At 68.9% G+C, this 17920-nt stretch carries 11 protein-coding genes and 3 pseudogenes; 6 read left to right on the forward strand and 8 right to left on the reverse strand.

The annotated features are described in order from the left end of the window. Positions 1 to 32: 32 nt before the first annotated feature. From OG819_RS36215 to OG819_RS36240, 6 genes are all read right to left on the reverse strand, one after another. Positions 33 to 2144: an alpha-galactosidase gene (locus tag OG819_RS36215; RefSeq protein WP_266653346.1), complete on the reverse strand. Its 2112-nt coding sequence runs from the start codon at positions 2142 to 2144 to the stop codon at positions 33 to 35. After that, positions 2141 to 3064: a carbohydrate ABC transporter permease gene (locus OG819_RS36220; RefSeq protein ID WP_266633643.1), complete on the reverse strand. Its 924-nt coding sequence runs from the start codon at positions 3062 to 3064 to the stop codon at positions 2141 to 2143. The genes OG819_RS36215 and OG819_RS36220 overlap by 4 nt, the downstream gene beginning before the upstream one ends. After that, the gene (locus tag OG819_RS36225; RefSeq protein WP_266633641.1) at positions 3064 to 3918 is read right to left on the reverse strand and encodes a carbohydrate ABC transporter permease; all 855 of its coding nucleotides are present in this window, start codon (positions 3916 to 3918) and stop codon (positions 3064 to 3066) included. The genes OG819_RS36220 and OG819_RS36225 overlap by 1 nt, the downstream gene beginning before the upstream one ends. 44 nt (positions 3919 to 3962) lie before the next feature. Next, positions 3963 to 5255 (reverse strand): ABC transporter substrate-binding protein, encoded by a 1293-nt coding sequence (locus OG819_RS36230; protein ID WP_266653348.1) that lies wholly within the window; start codon positions 5253 to 5255, stop codon positions 3963 to 3965. A 264-nt stretch (positions 5256 to 5519) separates the two neighbouring features. Then, a complete protein-coding gene (locus OG819_RS36235) occupies positions 5520 to 7631 on the reverse strand; it encodes a glycoside hydrolase family 27 protein (RefSeq protein ID WP_266653350.1) in 2112 nt (703 codons plus the stop codon). A 226-nt stretch (positions 7632 to 7857) separates the two neighbouring features. After that, entirely contained in the window at positions 7858 to 8448 is a 591-nt protein-coding gene (locus OG819_RS36240; RefSeq protein WP_266633635.1) for a flavodoxin family protein, read from the reverse strand. Positions 8449 to 8912: 464 nt separating this feature from the next. Between OG819_RS36240 and msrA the strand changes: the two genes are divergently transcribed. The 3 genes from msrA (at position 8913) to OG819_RS36255 (ending at position 11024) form a co-directional block, all read left to right on the forward strand. Then, positions 8913 to 9425, forward strand: a complete 513-nt coding sequence (msrA, locus tag OG819_RS36245) for a peptide-methionine (S)-S-oxide reductase MsrA (RefSeq protein WP_266653352.1) — start codon at positions 8913 to 8915, stop codon at positions 9423 to 9425. A 286-nt stretch (positions 9426 to 9711) separates the two neighbouring features. After that, the gene (locus OG819_RS36250; protein WP_266653354.1) at positions 9712 to 10635 is read left to right on the forward strand and encodes an SDR family NAD(P)-dependent oxidoreductase; all 924 of its coding nucleotides are present in this window, start codon (positions 9712 to 9714) and stop codon (positions 10633 to 10635) included. After that, positions 10605 to 11024: a hypothetical protein gene (locus tag OG819_RS36255; RefSeq protein WP_266653356.1), complete on the forward strand. Its 420-nt coding sequence runs from the start codon at positions 10605 to 10607 to the stop codon at positions 11022 to 11024. The genes OG819_RS36250 and OG819_RS36255 overlap by 31 nt, the downstream gene beginning before the upstream one ends. Before the next feature lie 99 nt (positions 11025 to 11123). Here the strand turns inward: OG819_RS36255 and OG819_RS36260 are convergent, their stop codons facing one another. Beyond that, entirely contained in the window at positions 11124 to 12665 is a 1542-nt protein-coding gene (locus OG819_RS36260) for a metallophosphoesterase family protein (RefSeq protein WP_266655434.1), read from the reverse strand. 700 nt (positions 12666 to 13365) lie between these two features. Here OG819_RS36260 and OG819_RS36265 point away from each other — a divergent pair. The 3 genes and pseudogenes from OG819_RS36265 to OG819_RS36275 form a co-directional block, all read left to right on the forward strand. Continuing rightward, positions 13366 to 14046: pseudogene (locus OG819_RS36265) on the forward strand (transposase); the annotation flags it as partial. 683 nt (positions 14047 to 14729) lie between these two features. Continuing rightward, on the forward strand, positions 14730 to 16532 hold the full coding sequence (gene ltrA, locus OG819_RS36270; protein ID WP_266647716.1) for a group II intron reverse transcriptase/maturase: 1803 nt from the start codon (positions 14730 to 14732) through the stop codon (positions 16530 to 16532). 73 nt (positions 16533 to 16605) lie between these two features. Continuing rightward, a pseudogene (locus OG819_RS36275) lies at positions 16606 to 17124 on the forward strand (IS30 family transposase); the annotation flags it as partial. Between the two features lie 188 nt (positions 17125 to 17312). Here OG819_RS36275 and OG819_RS36280 read toward each other — a convergent pair. Next, a pseudogene (locus tag OG819_RS36280) lies at positions 17313 to 17855 on the reverse strand (sugar nucleotide-binding protein); the annotation flags it as partial. Between the last annotated feature and the right edge of the window lie 65 nt (positions 17856 to 17920).

Here is a 17920-nt window from a genome sequence, read left to right on the forward strand (position 1 = left end):
AGGGAGATGGGGTACAGATTCTTTCGCTGTCGTCACTGCCGGGCCAGGACGGTCAGCTCCGCGTCGTGTGCGGCGGTCCACGCGAACGGCAGCCCCGAGTGGAGCAGGTACGCGCCGCTGTAGCGGGTGCCGGCCGCGGTGTCGGTGTAGACGGCGTCCGGCCGCAGGCCGCGCAGCCGGAGCCGGGCGGCCCGGCCGGGCACCAGGGGCGCGCCGTCCAGCGGGCCGGTGTTCCAGGCCGTCACCACCAGGTGGGCTCCGCCGGGTTCCTCGTACTGGATGCCGCAGGTCGGGTCGGCGGGGCTGCCGAGCAGGCTCACCTCGCCGTGGTGGACGATGGCGCGGATCTCCTTGTAGCGGGCGATCCACTCGGTGGCCTCGGCGCGCTGCTGCGGCGTCCAGTGGCGTATGTCGGCGCCGATGCCCAGGACTCCGGCGATGGAGTTGACGAACCGGAAGGCGAGGGAGCGGGGGCGCGGGTCGAAGACGCCGGGGGCGTCGGTGACCCAGGAGCTCATGGTGTGCGGGGCGTGCGCGTGGAGGTAGCCGTGCTGGATGCGCAGCCGGTCCATGGGTGCGGTGTTGTCGCTGGGCCACACCACGTCGGTGCGGGCGAGGGTGGCGTGCTCGACGCGGGCGCCGCCGCCGGCGCAGCCCTCGACGGTGACGTGCGGGTGGGCGGTGCGCAGGTGGTCCAGGACGCGTAGGTAGCCGGCGGCGTGGGCGGCGTCGAGGTCCTGGAGCTCGGGGTCGGGACCTGCCGGGTGGCCGGGGCGGCCGCGCTCGGTGGGCGGCCGGTTCATGTCCCACTTGAGGTAGCTGATGGCGTGGTCGCCGAGCAGCCGGTCGAGGGTGCCGATGACGAACTCCTGGACGTCCTCGCGGCCGAGGTCGAGCAGAAGCTGGTTGCGTACGAGCGTCACGGGCCGGCCCTCGATCCGGTACACCCACTCGGGGTGCTCGGCATAGAGCCTGGAGCGGGGACTGATGCCCTCGGGCTCCACCCACAGGCCGAAGTCCATGCCGAGGGCGCGGACGTCCTCGACGAACCGGTCGAACCCGCCGGGGAATTCGGCCGGATCCGGGTCCCAGTCGCCGAGACCGCCGGTGTCGTCGGAGCGTCCGGTGAACCAGCCGTCGTCGACGACGAAGAGTTCGGCGCCCAGTTCCGCGGCCGTCTTGGCGAGCTCCAGCTGCCCGGCGGCGTCGACGTCGAAGCCGGTCGCCTCCCACGAGTTGTAGAGGACCTTGCGCGGCCGGTCGATGCGCTCGCCGGTGAGGTGCCGCTCGTAGCGGTGCCACACGCGGGCCAGCCCGTCGAGCCCGTCCGGGCTGAAGGCGCAGGCCAGTCGGGGCGTGACGAGGGTGGCGCCGGGGGCGAGGCGGACGGCGCCCTCGTGGGGCACGCGGCCGGCCCGCACTCGTACGGCGCCGCCGGGCTCGGCGTCGGCGGTGATCCGCCAGTTGCCTGACCACTCCAGGGCGATGCCGTACGTGGGGGTGGCGCCCTCGGCGGGGGCGGCGGCGTCCTGGACCGCGAGCCAGGGGTGGTAGGCGTGCCCGGCCGAGCCCTGGGTGCTCTCCATCTCGAAGCGGCCGCGTTCCAGCTCCAGGTGCTTCAGCTGGAACTCCTGCGACCACTGGCCGGCCAGGTACGTCAGCCTCGAGCCGCCCTGCACGGGCACGTTGACGGCGGCGGAGTCGAAGCGCTCCAGGCGCACCTCGGTCTCGCCGGTGCAGCTCAGCTCCGTCCAGCGCAGGACGACGTCCGTGCCGGGCACCGTCTCGTAGCGGAGCGTGGTGCGCAGCCCGAGGACGTCGTCGGCGAACTCCAGGCGCAGCGCCCGGTCTCCGTCCTGTGTGGCGCCGGTGAACCGCCACCAGCTGCCGCGCTCGCCGCCGGGGTGGGAGGCGATCAGGTCGGCGCCGGTGAACGGCCGCAGCCCGTAAGGGATGTACTCGGCCGGGGCGGCGTCGGCGGGGATGATGAAGTGGGTGCGCCGCGACCAGTCCATGGGCGACGGCCCGTCCTCGACGCCGTGGGGACCCCAGGCGGCGAGTTCGGCCCAGCGGCCGTCGCCGCCGAGGGTGACGGCGTAGGTGGTGGTGTCGGTGCGCAGCAGCCACCGGTCGTGCGGGGTCACTTGACGGCTCCGAGGTTCAGTCCGGCCACGAAGTAGCGCTGGAAGCGGAGGAAGACGGCCACCGTCGGGGCGGCTGCGATCACCGAGCCGGCCGCGATCACGTTCCACATGGACACGTACTGGCCCTGCAGCCCGATGAGGGAGGCGGTGATGGGCATCTGGGTGTCGGTGCGCAGCACCGTGATGGCCCACAGCAGGTCGTTGAATATCCAGGTGAACGAAAGGGCGGTCAGCGCGGCCAGCGCCGGGCGGGCCAGCGGCAGGATGATCCGCCAGTAGATCTGCCACGGATTCGCGCCGTCGATGACGGCGGCCTGCTGGATCTCGCCGGGGATCGCCCGCATGAAGCCGTGCAGGACGAAGACGTAGAACCCGACGCCGAAGCCGACCTGCACGCCGATCAGGGCGTACAACTGGTCGTAGATGCCGAGCATTTCGCTGAGCTTGGCCACCGGGATCAGCAGGATCTGCGGGGGCAGCAGGTTGCCGCCGAGCATGACCAGCAGCAGGACGCGCCGGAAGGGCAGGTCGTAGCGGCTGAGCCCGAAGGCCGCCATGGAGGCGAGGCCGAGCGAGAGCAGCACCGTGGGGATGGTGACGAGCAGGCTGTTGATGAGGGCGCGCTGCTGGCCGCCGTCCACCCACGCCTGGCGGAAGCTGTCGAAGGTGAACGAGTGCGGCCAGCTGCCGACGCCGTGCGCGGCGATGTCGTCGAACGTCCGGGTGCTGGTGACCAGCACGAGGACGATCGGCAGCAGCCACACCGCGGACAGCAGGCCCGCGGTGAGGTGGAACCCGGTGGTGCGCAGGCTGCGGCCGCTCAGGACGGGGCGGCGGGGCGCCGCGACCTTGGCGGGGCCGGCCTGGCCCGACGAGCCTTCGGCGCCGCTGATGTGCGCGGTCGCGTCGGTGGCGGTCATCAGTCGGCCTCCCGGAAGGCGCGCACGAGGTAGCTCGCGATGACGCCGAAGGCCAGCACGAAGATGACGACGGCGAGCGCGGAGCCGTATCCCAGGCGCAGGGACTGGAACGCGGTGGAGTACATGTAGGTGCTCAGCAGTTCGGAGGAGTGGTAGGGGCCGCCGCGAGTGAGCGCCCACACCACGTCGAACGAGCGCAGGGAGTCGATGACGATCACCGACAGGACGACCGCGTTGACGCTGCGCAGCTGCGGCAGGGTGATGTGCCGGAACTGCTGCAGTCGGGTGGCGCCGTCGACCTTCGCCGCCTCGTACAGCACGGGGTCGATGCCCTTGAGGCCGGCCAGGTACAGCACCATCACATAGCCGACCTGGCGCCACAGCGCGGGCACGATGACCGCGTAGAAGGCGGTGTCCTGGTCGGCGAGCCAGGCATGCTTCCAGCCGCCGAGACCGATGGCCCCCAGCACGTTGTTGATCAGGCCGTCCGGCTGGTACATGGCCTGCCACACCAGCGCGGTGGCGACCAGTGAGAAGACAACCGGCAGGAAGAGCGCCGCCCGGTAGAACCCGATGCCGCGCCGCTCCTGCTGGAGCAGCATCGCGGCACCGAGCCCGAGGGCGGCGGACAGCCCGCCGAAAAGCAGCAGCCACAGCACCGTGTTGATCGCGGCGGTGCGGAAGACCGCGTCGTGCGCCATCTCGCTGAAGTTGCCGAGGCCGACGAACTTCGGGGCCGACAGACCGTCCCAGGAGGTCAGGGAAAGGTAGAAGCCCTGGAGTGCCGGCCAGAAGACCCAGAACGCCTCGGCGAGCAGCGGGACGAGAACGAAGGCCAGGACCACCGGGGGCACCCGAGTGGCCCTGGACCGTCGTGCGGAACCGATCAGCGCCATTGTCACTGGCTCCAGATCTTCTGTGCGCTGCGCTGCCACGTGGTGAGGATGGAGCCGACCTGCTTGGGCTTCGCCAGGTAGTGCACGAGCGCCGTGTCAGCGGTCGGCTGGAGCGCGTCGCTGGAGTCCCGGTTGAAGAACTGCGTCACGTCGGTGGCGCTTTCGATGAGTTTGCGGCCCTTGAGGACCAGCGGGGTGCCGGCGTCCTTGGCGTCCGGGTGCGTGGGCAGCGCGGTGCCGGACGAGTTCTTGAGGTACAGCTCCTGTGCCTCGGCGGAGGCCAGGTAGCGCAGCAGTTCCTTGGCCCCGTCGACACGCTTGGTGCGGGCGCTGGCGAAGTAGCCGTCGGTGGGCGCCTCCTCGGCGACCGGCACCTTCTGGTCGATGATGGGGAACTGGAAGAAGTCCAGATCGTCCAGGGCGTCCTTGGGGGCGGCGTCGGCGAAGAAGGTGCCGATGAGCATCATGCCGGTACGGCCCTGGAGGAGGGCGGTGGTGGCGTCCTGGAAGGGGATGGCCGTGCCGTTGGGGTCGAAGAACGGGCGGGCCTCGTCCCACTTGTCGAAGACCTTGCGGACCTCGGGGTCGTCGAAGCGGTGCTTGCCCGCGAGGAGTTCGCGGTGGTACGCGGCACCGTTGACGCGGATGTTGAGGTAGTCGAACCAGGTGGAGGCGACCCAGGGGGTGTCACCGCCGGCGCCGAGGCCGATCGGGGCGACGCCCTTGCTCTTGAGCTTGTCGCACAGGTCGAGGAACTCGTCCCAGGTCTTGGGCTCCTTGACGCCCCACTTGGCGAAGTTCGACTTCCGGTAGAACACACCCCACCAGTAGTAGCTGGTGGGCACGAAGACCTTCTTGCCGCTGGAGGCCGAGGTGCACAGCTTCTTCAGTGCGTCGGAGTAGCCGGCGAGCTCGGGCTTCTCCCAGATGTCGTCGAGGCCGAGGAGCAGGTCCTTCTTGGCGTACGACTCGGCGACGGAGCCGGGGTACCAGGTGTAGGCGTCCGGCGGGTTGGCCGACGTGAGGTAGGTCGGCAGCTGCGTGCGGAACGTCTCCGACGCGACCGTGTTGAGCTGGGCCCTGGTGTCGCCGCGCTTGTCGAAGGCGGCGACGACCGCCTGCATCGCGGTCTTGGCCTGCGGGGAGGAGAGGTTGGACTGCAGGGTCACCGGGCCGCCGGACTTTCCTCCGGAGGCGGACGGGGTCGAGGTGACGCAGCCGCTGAGCAGCGCGCCGGCGCCGACTGCGCCTGTTCCTACGAGGAATCTGCGGCGGGTGGCGTTGAAAACGGTCATCTGTGCACTCCCTAAGTGCCTACGGGACAGAACTGAGGCCCCCTGACGGCCCGGCTTTGCCTGTGGCAGGCACAGCCTGTCGCAGAAATCCGGGTGCCGTCAAGATTAATTACTAATTTATTATTCGGAGGGTGTGCCTCCGGGTCGAACAAGGCCCGGGGGCACACCTGTTGGTGCTGGGTGGTACGGGTTGACGCAGGTGAAACCAGGTGAAACCAGGTGGAGCGGGGTGGATCAGGGGGAGGCGGAACGAGCTCGCGGAGATCAGAGCCCGGTCTGGTGGACGCGGCCGTCCACCCCGCGGAAGGCGGCCAGCACGCCGCCGTCCGGCCCGGCGACGCCACCGAGCGCACCGTCGAAGGCACCGCTGACGAAGTCGGCGCCCTTGGTCCAGCCGCTCCAGCCGCCGTCTGCGGTCCAGCTGCGCGTCCAGAGCGTGTAGTCCCCGGCCCTCGCGTACAGGTGGACGGCGCCGCCAGAGGCCACCAGGGTCGGGCTGCCGCTGACCGTGCCGCCGAGAGACGTCCAGTCCGACCAGGTGCCGGAGGTGTCACGGGTCCGCGACCACACCGAGTCGTCGGGGGTGCGCACGGCCACGTGCAGCCGCCCACCGTCGTCGACGACGGCCGACGGACGTCCGTAGAACGGCCGGCCCTGCGGGGCACCGAGCGAGGTCCAGTCGGAGGCCGGGCCGCGCGACCACACACTGCCGTCGGCGCCGCGCGCGAACAGGGTCCAGTCGTCCGCTCCCGCGAAGGCCGCGGTCGGCGCGTCCGTCAGCTTCCCGCCGAGGCTCTGCCAGCGCCCCCAGTGCCCGTTCGCGTACACGCGCCGGTAGGCGGTGTCATCGGTGCCGCGCACGAAGACGTCGATCCGGCCGCCGGCCGAGGCGTACGCCGCGGGCTGGCCCAGGATGCGGCCCTGCGTCGGACCGCCCAGATCGGTGGTCCGGGACGTGGACCAGTCACCGCCGCGCGCGGTCTGCTCGCGCAGCGCGCCGTCCGTGCCACGGGTGAAGACGGTGAGCGTGTCGCCGTCGCGCACCAGGGCCGGGCTCGCCGACGAGCGGCCGGGAAGCTGCGCGCCGGGGGCCTCGTCGGTCCCGCTCAGCTCGAGGAAGGCCGTGCCGTGCGCGGGGACGCGCACCGTGTACGAGCCGGTGAAGGTCCCGCGCGAGGCACGGGCCCGCAGGTCACGCACCGCGACCTTGCCCGCGAGGCCGGCGTCCGCGAAGGTCACCGTACGGTCCTGCGCCTGGTCGGAACGGTTGAGCAGAACGACCGCCCGCTTGCCCGCCCCCTGCAGCACCTTGCTGTAGACGTCGCCGACCGAGTCGGTCGCCACGCGGGCGCCCTGGATGCCCAGCGGATCCTGGTCGACGGCGACGATCTCCGGGTTGCGCAGAGTGTCGATCATCGACTGCGGCAGGGTGCGCGGGTCACTGCCGAGCACGAGCGGCGAGGCCATCTCGGCCCACATCACGAACTGTGTGGTGGACTCCTCCTCCGTCAGCTCGTAGCCGCCCTCGGCGAGCTTGCGCATCGGGATGAGGTAGTCGGGGTCGTTCCAGTGCCCGGGCCCCTGCGCCTCGGGGTGCCAGGCGTTGGCATCCATGTTGCGCAGGATGTTCGGCCACTCCCCCGCGGTCGGGGTACCCCAGGCGAGGTCGGTGCCGGTGCGCCAGGAGTCGGCGGCCGTCGGGCCGTAGACGAAGGTGTTGTGCGCATCCTGCTCGGGGGTGTGCGGCATGCCCCAGTCGTCGGTGAGCGGGTTACACAGGTTGAGCAGCATCTTCCGCCCGGACTTGGCGACGGCGTCGCTGAACTCCTTGAAGGCGGGGCCCGGGTCGAGCCCCGCGCCGATACCGCAGAGGAAGTCCACCTTGATGGCGTCGACCTTCCAGCCGGCGAACTGGCGGGCGTCCTGCTCGTAGTGGCCGCGGCTGCCCAGGCCGCACCACTTGCCGCCGTCGTACTCACCCGCGTCGGTGTAGATGCCGGCCTTGAGGCCGCGCTCATGAAGGTACTTCACCAGCGCGGGGATCCCGGAGGGGAAGCGGGTGGGGTTGGCCACGAGCCGACCCGTCTCCGGGTCGCGCGGCTGATCCGCCTGCCAACCGCCGTCCAGCCAGACGATGTTGTAGCCGCTGTCGCGCAGCCCGCTGCTGACGAGGTAGTCGGCGACCTTCCTGACCTGATCCTCCGTCGGGGCGCCGAGCCCGTAGTAGGTGTTCCATCCCATGTACGGCGTGGGGGCGAGGCCGCTGTCGTAGTACTGCGGCGCGCCCTGGTCGTCCGCGGCGTGTGCCACCGGAACCACCGACCCGACCAGCACCACGGCGCCGAACGCCACCGCGGTCCGCCGCGTTCGCGCCATCCCTGCACGATGCGAAGCCACTGAATTCTCCAGAGAGTTGGGGGTACAGGGCTCCCCCGCTCCGGTCGTACCGGAGCGGGGGAACCACGGCGGAAACTGTGCCCAGGGCCCCCAGGACTGTCAATATTAATTGCTAATTAACTTAAAAACGGGATCTCGCAGTGCCGTAGCAACGCCCCGGATCACCGTCTGCCCGAGGACGCGGCACTCATCGCCGGCCCTTGGCTCAAGCGCCGACGGCCGCGCGTCCGGCTGCGTAGATGCGGGCCTGCTCGGCGACGCGGCGGCCGAGGTGCTCGGCGGTGGTCATGTCGGCCTTGTGGACTGCCTCGGGGCCCTGGTCGGTGGGCGTCTGGGCTCCCAAGCCCAGGTAGAAGCCGAGGCGGTTGAGGTCGTCCTCGGAGGCGGTGGAGCTGTTCCAGCCCGGGTGCAGGCCGAGGTTGACCCAGGTCATCCCGTGCTGGGCCGCCAGGACGGTGAAGTACTGGAGCGTGTGGAGCTTGTCGCCGCTCTTGGCACCGGAGTTGCTGAATCCGGCGGCGAGCTTGTCCTTCCACGAGTGGACGGACCAGCGCTTGGAGGTACTCTCAGCGAACTGGTGGAAGGCACCGGAAGCCGTGCCCATATAGGTCGGCGAACCAAAGACGATCGCGTCCGAGGCGTCGAGCAGCCCCCACTGTTCGTCGGTGATCTCGTCGACCTTGATCAGGTGGACGACGGCCCCGGCCTGCACCGCGCCGTCCCGTACGGCCTCAGCGAGGACGGTGGTGTGGCCGTAGCCGGAGTGGTAGGCGATCGCGACGACGGGGGTGGTCATGTAGGTGCTCCTCCTGGCAGTGTGTGCGCTGACTCCCTCTGGGAGTCAGGAGGTCGACGATCATCCGGCGCGGCGGCTTGGGGTCGACGTGCACCTACGAGGACCGAACAGCCTCCGCCTCTGTGACACCGAACGCGTGACGCGTGAGCACGCGTACCGCCGTCGGCGCGGGTGCGTCCGCAGGGCGGCTACCCCGTGTCGGCGATGTCCGGGGCGGTGGTCACGGAGACCGGGACGGGTCGACGCACGTAGGTCGGGTGTCCGCGATACCCTGACGCGGCCGGCGGGAGATTCGGCCCTGCCCGCGGTGGCGCCGCGTGACCGCCGGTCGCGGGATCGGCTGGGCGGGCACGGAATTGTTTGGAACCCTCACGCGCTGATGAAGTCAGAGGGCTCGGGATACCACCGGTGTGCGATCCGAGCAGCTCGAGTGATCGAGGGCAACAGACATTGGAGGGGCCGAAATGGCAGCGCAGACACAGAGGGCCGTACTGGCGGGCGGATGCTTCTGGGGGATGCAGGACCTGATCCGCCGGCAGCCGGGCGTGACGGCGACCCGGGTCGGATACACCGGGGGTGACATACCGAACGCGACGTACCGTAACCACGGCACTCACGCGGAGGCCATCGAGATCCTTTTCGACCCTGAGAAGACCGACTTCCGCGCGATCTTGGAGCTCTTCTTCCAGATCCACGATCCGAGCACCAAGAACCGCCAGGGCAACGACATCGGCCTCAGCTACCGCTCGGCGATCTACTACGTGGATGACGAGCAGAAGCGGATCGCCGAGGACACCATCGCGGATGTGGACGCCTCCGGACTGTGGCCGGGCAAGGTCGTCACCGAGGTCGAGCCGGTAGGCCCCTTCTGGGAGGCCGAGCCCGAGCACCAGGACTACCTGGAGCGTTACCCCGACGGCTACACCTGCCACTTCCCTCGCCCGGGATGGCGGCTGCCCGCCCGCGCGGAGGGCTGACCGCACGAGGCGGCAACCACCTCATCAGGGGCCGGGACCAGCAGCCTTTCGTAATACGGTGCCAGGGGGCCGGCCTGGTGGTGATGATGAAGTAGGCCGGTGCCACTGGTCCTGTGCCTGACGTCCTGCCGGGCTCAAAGAGAGCTGATCCCCGCGAGGAGGGCGACCTCCTCGCGGCGCGGCCACGGGACGCGCCGGTTGCCCTGATCCCGGGCTCGTCCCACCGTGCTCCTGCCACCGTGCTCGGCGCAGTCTGACGGCGCAGTTCGAACGAGGAATGCATCACATGTCCCACCTCTTCACGACCCCCTTCGGCCGCGACGCCACCGCCTCGGAGGTGATCGAAGGCGTCGACCTGTCCGGCAGACGGGCGATCGTCACGGGGGCCGGCTCGGGCATCGGCGTCGAGACCGCCCGAGTTCTGGCGGCAGGCGGCGCCGAGGTCACGCTCGCCGTCCGCCGTCCGGAAGCCGGCGAGCAGGTCGCGGCCGACCTGCGCAAGGCCACCGGGAACGACGCGATCCACGTCGTCCGCCTGGACGTGGCCGACCTGGAGTCGGTGCGCGCGCTCGCCGCCGACTGGCAGGGTCCACTGCACATCCTGATCAACAACGCCGGCATCATGATGCTGCCGGAACTCGAGCGGGGCATCGGCGGCCACGAGCAGCAGTTCGCCACCAACTACCTGGGGCACTTCGCCCTGGCCCTGGGGCTGCACCGCGCCCTCGCCGACGGCGACGGCGCGCGCCTGGTCTCGGTCTCCTCCAGCGGCCATCTCTTCTCTCCCGTCGTCTTCGACGACATCGACTTCCGCTTCCGCCCGTACGACGCGCTCGCCGCCTACGGCCAGTCCAAGACCGCCGCCATCCTCCTCGCCGTCGAAGCGCAGCGCCTCTGGTCCGCCGACGGCATCACGGCCAACTCCCTGCACCCCGGTGCGATCGCCACCAACCTCCAGCGGCACACCGGAGGTCTGCGGACCCCCGAGCCCTACCGCAAGACGATCGAGCAGGGCGCCGCGACCACCGTGTTCCTCGCTGCTTCCCCGCTGGTCGAAGGCGTTGGCGGCCGCTACTTCGAGGACGTCGACGAGGCGCCTGTCGTCCACACCCGGCCCACGCAATGGGGCGTCCCGGGCGTGGCCCCCTACGCGCTGGACCCGGAGAACGCCGAGCGCCTGTGGCAGCTGGCGAGCGACATCGTCGGCTGACCGCCACGGCGTCCGGTGTCACCGTCTTCAAGGACGGGGAGCGGCGCCCGGCGTACGTGTGGATCTGCGGCGGCGGGTTCTCCGGGGGAACCGGCTCGGACCCGCGCTTCGACGGTTCGGTCCTGGCCGGCAAGGGCGTCGTCATGGGCGGAACATCGCCGAGTCCGGCGGCGATCCGCGCCACATCACCTGAGCGGCCAGTCCGCCGACGCCGGCTCCACGGACGGCGCGTCACTCAAGGGCGGTACTGGCGCCGGGCGAGCTACCCGGACCGTCCCGGCTCACCGACCGTGACGGAGATCGGCGAGCACTGCGGGCGATTACGGGTGGCGTCCTCCGAGAAACTCCACTCCTGGAAGCGGTACTTCGCGACGCAGGAGGCCTGGTAGGGCTGCCGGGTCCGGCGAGGACGAATCCGCCGTTGCCCGGCCGCCCACAGGGTACGAGGTTCGATGCCGGCGTGTGCGATGGGCTTGTCGGCGGCAGGGTTACCTGGTGTGGCCGTCGGAGCGTCGGCGGTGGAGTGTGAACTTCTCGAAGACCGACAGTTCGCCGTGCGGCTTGTTCACGTTGTAGTAAGTCACGTGCATGCGGGTGGTGTCACCGGCGTGCCGGCCGGGGTCGACGGTGAAGGCTGCGAAGCCATAGGGGTGCTCGGTGTCCCGGACACCGGTCCAGATCGCCTCCTCCTTGGTGTACGTGGAGGTGCGCTTCCCGTTGGAGCCGGGGGTCGCCGACACGGCGGTGATCACCTTGGCGGTGCCGTCCGTGAAGAAGTTCTGGTTCGTGGTTCCGGAGACGCCCCCGCCGCCGAGGATCATGTGCACGGTGCCCAGACCGGTGTCGATGGAGTCGGTGGCCTGGGAGGCCGGGTTGGGGGTCAGCGTTTCGCTGCCGGTGACGACTCCGCGGACGGCAAGCGAGCGCTCGTAGTTGTGCTCGTGGCCGCACAGCACCAGGTCCACGCCGTACCTGTCGAACAGCGGGCCGTATTTCTGGCGCAGTCCCAGGTCGGCGCCGTTCGCGTCCGAGGAGCTGATCATGACCTGGTGCATGGCGACGACCACCCAGTCGATGTCGCGGGAGGACCGTGCCGCCTTCAGCTCCTTTTCCAGGAAGGCGAGTTGGCGTCCGCCGGAGTAGCCGCTGATGTAGACGTCGCCGCCGTCCTGCAGGCAGTTGTCGTCGTTCTGCAGCACGATCACCCGGACGGAACCGGCCGTGAAGGCGTACCACAGGCCCGCGAGTTCGGCGTCGGTCTCGGTGGAGGGGAGGTCGAAGTAGGTCTGGTAGGCGCCGAGTCCGATCGGGCCGTTGGCCTTCTCGATCTCGTGGTTGCCGGCTGCCGGCATCCAGGGGCGGAAGCGCGCGGAACGGGTGTTGTTGGTGAAGAAGTTGTTCCAGGTACGCACCCGGTCGACGTCCAGGTTGGCATAGCACAGGTCGCCGTTGAGCAGGTGGAAGAGCGGGGCGACCTGCTCGATGCCGGTGACGATGTCCTTCGTCGCGGGGGTGGAGTTGGCGTCGAGTGCCACCTTGCCGTCGGCCGCCCAGGTCACCTGCGGAGCCGACTGGTCTCCGAAGCTGGTGAAGGTGAGCGGCTTCCGTCCGCGCGGCGCCGTGCGGAACGTACCGCTGTCCGGAGTCGCCCCCTCATGGGTGGCGAGGTAGATGTAGTCGGTGCCCGGGGCGAGCCGGTTCAGCGCGGCGTGGTGGACGTAGACGGTACGGCTGGAAGTGCCGTCCACGTAGGTGACGGTCCGGGCCTCGGCACTGGAGCCGAAGCCGTGCTCCAGGGTGCCGTAGCGCACGACGGGTCTGGTCACCGGTCTGTCGGTGATCCACGACACCGTCATCTGGGTGCGCGGGTCCGCCCCGAAGGTCAGGTGCAGTCCTTGGACCGGGGGCGCACCGGACGAGTCGGCGGTGAGGTGAAGGGCCGGGGCGGCGAGCGAAGCGGCCTCCGCCGTACCTGCTCCCAGCAACGGGGTGACGGCCGCGCCGGCTCCGGCCGTACCGAGGAGGCCCAGCGCGTGGCGACGGCTGACCCCCTCGGAAGACTTCGTCGAGCCGTCCGAGTCCCTGCGTGTGTGGTCATGGTGCCCTCTCTGGCCAGCAGTTGAGCTGACAACGACCGCACCCTGGCGCGCCCTGGCGGCCCCTGAGTGAACGGTGCGTTGCCAGAGGGTCATCGCGCCGCGAGTGGCGGGCCACGGAGGCGATTCTTGCCCCTGCCTTTACCTGTGGCGGCCCCGGCGTTGACACGACCGCCCCGCGCGACCGCTGGGCGGCCCATGCAGTGGCCTCACGACATGACCGGTCCGCTGAACGCCAGTCGGGCGGAACGCCGGACCGAACTCGGTCCGTAGGCGTCAGCGCCTGCGCCCGTCCGACCTGACCCGAAGCCGAGCGGAATCTCGGCAAACAGTGACCGCGGGTCGCAGGGCGGATTCAACCGGTCGTCGCAACACCTTGAGAATCCGGAGGTGCGCGATGGGACGAGGTAAGCAGCAGAAGGTGCCGGAGGCGCCTGCGGATGCGCGACGCCAGTGGGCCGCCGATCGGGCGATGCGACCGCCGATGCGTTCACCGGGTCGGCCGGAGCCGTCTAGTGCGGTGCAGCGGGACTTCTGGCGGCGGATCGCGTCGGGAGTGACGACGGCAGAGGCCGCGGCGGCTGTTGGCGTTTCATGGCCGGTCGGATCCCGGTGGTTCCGTCACGCTGGCGGCATGCCGCCCATCAGCCTGGACGAGCCCACCGGCCGCTACCTGTCGTTCGCCGAGCGCGAGGAGATCGCGCTGCTGCGCGCCCAGGAGATCGGCGTGCGCGAGATCGCCCGCAGGATCGGCCGCGACGCGGGCACGATCTCACGCGAGCTGCGCCGCAACGCGGCGACCCGCCGCGGCAAGCCGGTCTACCGGGCTCTGGTCGCGCAGTGGAAGGCGCAGCAGGCCACGAAGCGCCCGAAGACTGCGAAGCTCGCAGGCAACGACAGGTTGCGTGAGTACGTGCAGGATCGGCTCGCCGGCAGTGTCCGTCGTCCCGACGGCACGATCGTCACCGGTCCCAAGACGCCCGCGTGGAAGGGGCTGAACAAGCCGCATCGGCAGGACAGACGATGGGCGACGGCATGGAGCCCGGAGCAGATCTCCCACCGTCTCCATGCCGACTTCCCCGATGATGAGTCCATGCGCATCAGCCACGAAGCCATCTACCAGGCGCTGTTCATCGAGGGCCGTGGCGCGCTCAAGCGGGAGCTGGTCACATGTCTGCGTACCGGCCAGGCGCTGCGGACTCCCCGTGCACGGTCACAGAACAAGCCGCAGGGGCATGTCACCGCGGACGTCGTCCTCAGCGAACGCCCCGCCGAGGCTGGGGACCGCGCGGTCCCCGGACACTGGGAAGGCGATTGTGCGACACGAAGTTGCACGAATTTGAGTGGACTGACCGATTGGAGAGGCAGTTGATGAAGCTGTAGGTGCAGTCACGGGTCCGTGTCCGTATGACCCGTCCCCACCCTTGACGTGCGATGCCGGTAACGGCGTGGTGCGAAGCTCAGGGGAAAGCCCAAGGACTTCCGTTCCATCCGGGAGTTACCGGCAAGGGGAAGACCGGACGGGTGAAGTACATGAACTCCCGATGATGCCTCGTGATCCCAAGCCCTGCCGATGGAATGTGTGAGTGGGGTGTATGGCTAGCCGTTGAGAAGCGGCAGGCGCTGGCCGGTAGAGGTCACTCCGGCCAGGTAGACACCGTCGCCTCGGGGTAAAGGGAGCACCCACCCCGGTCGTATCTCATTCGTGTGGAACGTGGAAACCCCGTTGGGGTCCGGGCCTTTTTTTTTGGCTTGGTCAGCCGACCGTAAGGAAGGCTCAACTCCCCAGCGGGAACAGGACGGCCCAAGAAGCCAATGCCGGAAGCCGAAAGGAATCGGGAACCCGGGGCGGACGATCGGACTCTCCGCCGGTCGCCCCGCACAACCGTCCGGATACGGGTGAACTGCCCGGACCCGAAAGGGTGCTGACGTGGGCCGGGTGAGCCTGTGGAGAATCACTGAACGACGACGACGGAACCGAGGGGCAAGTTGGACACAATGCAGATAGCGGACGAACCGGCCTCGGCCCTTCCGACTGCTTCTGTGCCGGTGAACGGACCCGAGGGCGAAGACTTGGACTGGGCGTCGATTGACTGGCGGCGGGTCGAGGAGGACGTACGGCGTCTGCGGCAGAGAATCTTCACGGCATCGCAGGCAGGGGACCTGAAGAAGGTCCGCAATTTGCAGAAGCTGATGCTCCGGTCCCGCTCGAACACGCTCCTGAGCGTGCGACGGGTCACGGAGATCAATGCTGGACGCGCGACGGCGGGAGTCGACGGAAAAGTCGTGTTGCTTTCCCAGTCCAAGGCCGCATTGGTCAAATGGGTCCAGCATCGCGCCCGACCGTGGATTCCCAAGCCCGTCAAGCGGGTGTTTATCCCCAAACCGGGGACCATGAAGAAGCGCGGACTCGGAATTCCCGTGATTGTTGACCGGTGTCTGCAAACTGTGGCATTGGGAGCATTGGAGCCCGAGTGGGAAGCGCGGTTCGAGCCGAAGTCGTACGGCTTTCGGCCCGGCCGCGGCTGTCACGACGCGATCGGGGCCATCTACTCCACGCTCAACGGGAAGAACCCGCAGCGTGCGTGGGTACTCGACGCAGACCTGACGGCGGCGTTCGACCGCATCGACCATGATCGGCTCATGGCCGCTCTCGGCACCTTCCCCGCCCGGGGACTGGTCCGTCAGTGGCTGAAGGCCGGGGTTGTGAATCGCGGTCGGTTCGCCCCGACCGAGGAGGGAACTCCGCAGGGTGGGGTGATCAGCCCGTTGCTCTTCAACGTGGCCCTGCACGGGATGGAGGAAGCCGCAGGGGTCCGCTATTACACCACCGGCAGAGATGTCGGGAGTGCACAGAGCGGCAGCCCCGTGCTGGTGCGGTACGCAGATGATTTTGTCGCGATGTGCACCAGTCGTGAACAGGCCGAACAGGTCAAGGAACGGCTGGCTGCATGGCTGACGCCCAGGGGACTCGCCTTCCACGAGGACAAGACACGAATCGTCCACGCGGAGAGCGGGTTCGACTTCCTGGGGTTCAACGTCCGCCGCTATCACGGCAAACTGCTGATCAAGCCGAGCAGAGCGGCTCAGAGACGGATCCGGGAACGGCTCAGCACCGAAATGGTGGCCCTGCGAGGGGCCAACGCCGGTGCGGTACTCAAGAAGATCAACCCGATCGTGCGGGGTTGGTCAGCCTATTACCGGACGGTGGTGTCCAGCGAGATCTTCACGGCGCTGGACAATCACATGTGGAAGCTCGCCTACAAGTGGGCCAAACACAGCCATCCGAACAAGCCGAAGCACTGGATATCCGACAAGTACTTCGGCCGGTTCAACAAGTCCAGGAACGACCGGTGGGTGTTCGGTGACCGCGACAGCGGCGCCTACCTGCTCAAGTTCTCCTGGACGAAGATAGTCCGGCACCAGTTAGTCAAGGGGAAGGCGTCCCCGGACGACCCTGCTCTGGAATCCTATTGGGCTCAGCGTCGCCGCAAAGGAACCCCTTTACCAGTCGATGCTATGACCGTGCGTCTACTACAGGCACAGCACGGCCGTTGCTCGATCTGCGGAGGGCTCCTGCTGCACGCCGACCACCCGCCGCAAAGCCCAGGAGAATGGGAAGCGTGGCGGGTTGTCATCCGGAAGGCGATCTCCAAGCAATACATCGCCTTCCGGAACTGGAGCACGCCGGACGGTCAACGACTCCGTCTCCTCCACACCCATTGTCAACGGCGGAATGGAGCCGCTGCGATGACGAGACCAGCACTTTTGCCTGCCAGCGAGCCTCCGGGACTTGCTTGAGCCGTGTGCGGTGAATAGCTGCTTGCACGGTTCTGAGGGGGCGGGGACGCAGTAATGCGTCCCCGCTACCCGACTGATCATCGGAACGGGCCGATCCGCAATCGGCACGCTCGTCGAGCGCAGCAGCCGCTCCACGCTCCTCGTGCACCTGCCTCGGCTCGAGGGCTGGGGCGAGATTCCGCCCGTGAAGAACGGCACCTCACTCGGGGGCTATGGCGCGATCGCGATGAACGCGGCGCTCACGACATCAATGACGCGGCTGCCCGAGCAGCTACGCAAGACCCTCACCTGGGACCGTGGGAAGGAACTCTCCGGCCATGCCCAGTTCGCTCTCGACACCGGGACGAAGGTGTTCTTCGCCGATCCGCACTCGCCCTGGCAACGACCGACGAACGAGAACACGAACGGGCTGCTGCGTCAGTACTTCCCGAAGGGCACCGATCTCTCCCGGTGGTCGTCCACGGACCTCGAAGCCGTCGCCATGGCGATCAACAACCGGCCCCGCAAGATCCTCGGTTGGCGGACGCCGACCGAGGTCTTCGAAGAGCAGCTACGCTCGCTGCAACAGCCCGGTGTTGCAACGACCAATTGAACTCGCCCAGTGTGGCCTCGGCGAGATCCGTCCGGCACCACCCGCGAACGCCCCGCGTTATACCGCCACCACGCACGTGATGAGGTGGCGGTTGACCGGCGCCGAAGTACGCGGGACCACGACATCTGCAGTCCCAACTGGCCAACGACGTAGGCGACCCGACCCCTCACCCTTTCCGGATCAGATCCTCAATGGTTGGCCGCCGCGGCCCCGCTGTCGGCGCAGCCGTCTCCGCCGAGGAACTCTCGGGCGCCGCGGAGTCTGGTCCGCAACCGCTGCTGCGTTGCGCGGCTGTCGAGGCGTACGTCGAGGGCTCCGGGCAGGCAGGAGTCGGCGCGTCGCCCGGCGGGCAGTCGCACGCCGCCAAGTCCTTCGCGCCGGGCGATGAGCACACCGAGGTCGTGACGGCTCAGGGCGTCCGGCCCGGCAAGGTGGAACACCCCGGCCACGTCGGACAGCACGACCTCCCACAAGGCTGCGGCCAGATCTTCGACATGTACCGGGCAGCGGATGTCGTCGGTGAACAAGACCCCATTGCGCGTACCCACAGCCAGGGCGCGCACCATAAGCTCGTGCCCGGATCGGCCGTGCCCGATGATCAGCGAGGTGCGTGCGACGGCGGCGCCCGGCACCAAGAGGCGCACGGCCGTCTCGGCGGCGGCCTTTGCGGCGCCGTACGGGGTGACCGGATCGGGCAGGCAGCTCTCGTCGTAACGGATGCGTGCGCCAGTTATCTGCGGTCCTGATCTTGCCCTTGTTGTGTGAGGCACATGGGCTCATCAGTCCGTGTGACTGT

Source organism: Streptomyces sp. NBC_01549, from assembly GCF_026339955.1.
Classification (GTDB): domain Bacteria; phylum Actinomycetota; class Actinomycetes; order Streptomycetales; family Streptomycetaceae; genus Streptomyces.

Excerpts from the sequence above, each read along its gene's own strand:
- OG819_RS36250 (WP_266653354.1), top strand. The coding sequence starts at position 9,712 with ATGTCCCACCTCTTCACGACCCCCTTCGGCCGCGACGCCACCGCCTCG.
- msrA (WP_266653352.1), top strand. The coding sequence starts at position 8,913 with ATGGCAGCGCAGACACAGAGGGCCGTACTGGCGGGCGGATGCTTCTGG.
- OG819_RS36240 (WP_266633635.1), bottom strand. The coding sequence starts at position 8,448 with ATGACCACCCCCGTCGTCGCGATCGCCTACCACTCCGGCTACGGCCAC.
- OG819_RS36220 (WP_266633643.1), bottom strand. The coding sequence starts at position 3,064 with ATGACCGCCACCGACGCGACCGCGCACATCAGCGGCGCCGAAGGCTCG.
- ltrA (WP_266647716.1), top strand. The coding sequence starts at position 14,730 with ATGCAGATAGCGGACGAACCGGCCTCGGCCCTTCCGACTGCTTCTGTG.
- OG819_RS36235 (WP_266653350.1), bottom strand. The coding sequence starts at position 7,631 with ATGGCGCGAACGCGGCGGACCGCGGTGGCGTTCGGCGCCGTGGTGCTG.
- OG819_RS36230 (WP_266653348.1), bottom strand. The coding sequence starts at position 5,255 with ATGACCGTTTTCAACGCCACCCGCCGCAGATTCCTCGTAGGAACAGGC.